The organism is Natronomonas sp., assembly GCF_046710025.1.
Lineage (GTDB): Archaea > Halobacteriota > Halobacteria > Halobacteriales > Haloarculaceae > Natronomonas.
This window is the reverse complement of record NZ_JBKEGK010000251.1, coordinates 1-3,610: the sequence shown is the minus strand read 5'-3', so window position 1 is coordinate 3,610 and position 3,610 is coordinate 1. Positions and strand designations below refer to the sequence as shown.

Here is a 3,610-nt window from a genome sequence, read left to right as displayed (position 1 = left end):
CTGCAGCAACGTCCACATGCGAGAATTGCGGCTGGACGGTGCAGACGACTGTGGCTGTCGAAGGACTGGACGAAGCCGACTATCCGCCCACGTGCGAGGACTGCGGCGGTGCGCTCAAACCCGACACGGTGCTCTTCGGCGAACAAATGCCCCTCGGCGCCATGCGCGAGGCCAGACGCCTCGCCGAGGAAACCGACGTGATGCTGGCCATCGGGTCGTCGCTAACGGTGGATCCGGCGGCGAGCCTGCCTCGAATGGCTGGTCGCGGCGACGCGACGCTCGGTATCATCAACCTCGATGAAACGCCCGTCGACCCGTTCGCCGACTATGTCCTCCATGAACCAGTTGAAGAAGCGCTGCCGGCCATTGTCGACGCGATCGGGGACTGATACTTTCGGCCGCGTCGGACCGCGACGGCACTTCCGAATTGGAAAGGCCAGACATTCATTGAAAACCGTTGACATGGCAGGTACAAACCTGTTCGGCGAACCGTTTTTGTGAGCAAGTTGGGCAATATAGGAGGTTTCTCCGCCGAATCGACGTTCCCAAATACTGGGAACGAGCAGCCTGTTTACTTCAATCCCGTTCCGAGAGAAGGAGTGTATTGAAAATTTTCCACACAACCCAGGGCCCACTATGACAAACGAATGGACGATCGTCGTGTGCGTAAAGCAGGTTCCCGACGCTGACGAAGTCTCCATCGATCCGCAGACGGGGACGCTGAACCGCGCCGACGCGGCAGCCGTGATGAACAAGCCGGACCGCAACGCCGTCGAGGCCGCCCTCGATGTGCGCGACGAGGTCGGGGGCGAAGTGATCGCCGTCACCATGGGGCCGCCGTGGGCGGATGAAGTGCTGCAGACCGCCGTCGGCCTCGGTGCCGATGATGGGGTGCTCCTGACGGACAAGGCCTTCGCCGGCAGTGATACGTGGCCGACGAGCCTCGCGCTCGCCCGGACCGCCGACGAACTCGACGCCGACATCGTCATCTGTGGGGAGGAAAGCACCGACTCCTCGACGGGACAGGTACCCCCTGGAATGGCCGCCCACAACGGCTGGGCCCAGCTCACCTACGTCGAGGACCTCGAACCGCACCCCGAGGACGAGGAACTCGTTGCCAGACGTGACGTTGAAGGAGGATACGAGCGGGTCGCCGCCAGCCTCCCGGTCGTCGTCGCCTACGAGTTCGGCGAGAACGCGCCCCGAATCGCTGGCCTGCACCGGAAGATCTTCTCGGAGACCGAGTTCGAACCACAGGTCTGGTCGGCCGCGGACATCGGCGTCGAGGACGAAGTGGGCCTCGACGTCTCGCCGACCCAGGTCGGTGGCATGGACACGGCCGATCCGGTCGAACGGGAACGTGAGACCGTCGAGACGCCCGAGGACCTGTTCGAGGCGATGGCCGAGGACGTCCACCGACTCCGTGGGGAGGTGACCGCCGATGACTGACGTCGATCCCGACGAGTACGAGGATGTTTGGGTGTTTATCGAGGTCCACGGCGACGAGGTCGCGTCGGTGTCCTGGGAACTCCTCTCGGAGGGCCGACGCCTCGCCGACGAGAAGGGCGAGGACCTCGTCGCGCTGGTGATCGGGCGGGACGTGAAAACCGTCGCCGAAGAAGCTATCGCCCACGGGGCCGACCGCGCGCTCGTCGCGGACGATCCGGTGTTCGAACCCTACCGGGCCGATCCCTACGGCGACCAGTTCCGCCACCTCGTCGAGGAGTACAAGCCTGATATCGCGCTAATCGGCGGGACCCACACCGGTCGGGATTTCGCCGGCCGCGTAGCAGTGCCGACCCATGCCGGGCTGACGGCCGACTGCACGGAACTCGACGTGGACGACGACGGGTTGTTGCTGGCCCGTCGGCCCACCTTCGGCGGCGACGCGATGGCGACGATCAAGTGCGAAACCCACCGCCCGCAAATGGCGACGGTCCGACCGGGCGTGTTCGACGTCGACGAGCACGATCCCGAACGGGAGGGCGAGATCAAGAACACCGAGGTCGTCGTCGAGGAGTCGGATACGCTCTCGCGCGTTCTCGAACGGTCGGTCGGTGACGTGGCCGACATCACGGACGCCGACATCGTGGTCGCCGGTGGCGCGGGCGTCGAGGGCGACTTCTCCCCCATCGAGGACCTTGCCGACGCGCTCGATGCGGAAGTCGCGGCCTCCCGCGCCGCGGTCGACGAGGGCTGGATCGAGGCCCCCCGCCAGGTAGGCCAGACCGGCAAAACTGTCCGGCCCGCCCTCTACATTGCGGCTGGGATCAGCGGCGCCGTCCAGCACCTCGAGGGGATGAACGACAGCGAGACCGTCGTCGCGATCAACTCCGACCCGAACGCCCCGATCTTCGAGCACGCCGACTACGGGATCGTGGGCGACCTCTTCGAGGTCTGTCCCGCGCTGGCCGAGATGATTCGAGAGGAGACCCGACGGGAGGTGCCTGTCTGATGTCCGTCGAAAGCGAGAGCAAGGGAGACGCTACGTCGAACGAGCACATCAATTACGACGGCGACTTCGACGCCATCATTGTCGGCGCCGGCCTGTCCGGGTCGGCCGCTGCGCTGACGATGGCCGAGGAGGGGCTAGAACCGATCATCATCGAACGGGGTCAGTCGCCTGGCACCAAGAACGTCTTCGGCGGCGTGCTGTTCACGCCGACCATCCGCGAACTGGTCGACCTCGATGACGCGCCACTCGAACGCTATGTCGCCGAGAAGCGGTACGGCTTCTTGAGCGAGCGTGACGAAACGGCGATCTCGATGCGGCCAGGCGAGTGGCTCGACGAACCCCATAACGACGCCTACACCGTCCTCCGCGGGGATTTCGACGAATGGTTCGCCGAACAGGCCGAGGAGGCCGGCGCGACCGTCGTCACTGAGACGACCGTCACTGACGTCCTTCGGGACGAGGACGGCCGCGTCGTCGGCGTCGACACCGACCGCCCGAACGGCGAACTCCGCGCCCCGGTCGTCGTCCTGGCCGAGGGCGCCAACTCCCTGGTCGGCGAGGGCGCGGGCCTCCGGGACCACCACGAGCGCGACGAGGTGGCGGTCACGGCCAAGGAAGTCCTGAAGTTCGATCGCGAGACGATCGAGGAACGGTTCCGCCTGCACGGCGAGGCCGGCGCGGCCTTCAACTACTTCGGCGAGGGCGCAGTCGGTGACGGCGTCGGCGGCGGGTACATTTACACCAACAAACGCACCGTGAGCGTCGGCGTCGTCTACCGCATCGAGGACGCCGCGACGGGCCAGTCGCCCGACGAGGTGCTGGACGAGTTCAAACAGCATCCGGCGATTGCTCCACTCGTCCGGGATGGGCATCTCGTGGAGTACTCCGCGCACGCTGTCCCCGAAGGCGGCGCCGACGCGATGCCTGATCTGGTGCACGACGGTGCGCTGATCGTCGGCGACGCCGCCGGCCTCGTGTTGAACAACGGCGTCCACCTCGAGGGGACCAACATGGCCGTCGAAAGCGGTTATCACGCCGGCCGCGCGGTGGCCTCGGCAATGGCGAACGGTGGCGTCGACGACCGCGCGCTGGCCACCTACGAGACGGAACTGGAGAACTCCTTTGTCGTCCAGAACCTGGAGCATTACAACTGGT

General features: G+C 65.8%; 4 protein-coding genes. All 4 read left to right on the top strand.

The window, feature by feature from the left end:
• On the top strand, nt 1–389 hold a 389-nt coding region (locus ACI944_RS13195; RefSeq protein WP_411719494.1), incomplete at its 5' end, for an SIR2 family NAD-dependent protein deacylase.
• A 247-nt stretch (nt 390–636) separates the two neighbouring features.
• Nucleotides 637–1,449 carry an electron transfer flavoprotein subunit beta/FixA family protein gene (locus tag ACI944_RS13190; protein WP_411719493.1) on the top strand — a complete coding sequence of 271 codons (813 nt, stop codon included), beginning with the start codon at nt 637–639 and terminating at the stop codon, nt 1,447–1,449.
• Nucleotides 1,442–2,455, top strand: coding sequence for an electron transfer flavoprotein subunit alpha/FixB family protein (locus ACI944_RS13185; protein WP_411719492.1), 1,014 nt, complete (start codon nt 1,442–1,444; stop codon nt 2,453–2,455). Before ACI944_RS13190 ends, ACI944_RS13185 begins: the two co-directional genes overlap by 8 nt.
• Nucleotides 2,455–3,610, top strand: a 1,156-nt coding sequence (locus tag ACI944_RS13180) for an FAD-dependent oxidoreductase (RefSeq protein ID WP_411719491.1), incomplete at its 3' end; no start/stop codon positions are given. The genes ACI944_RS13185 and ACI944_RS13180, both read left to right, overlap by 1 nt.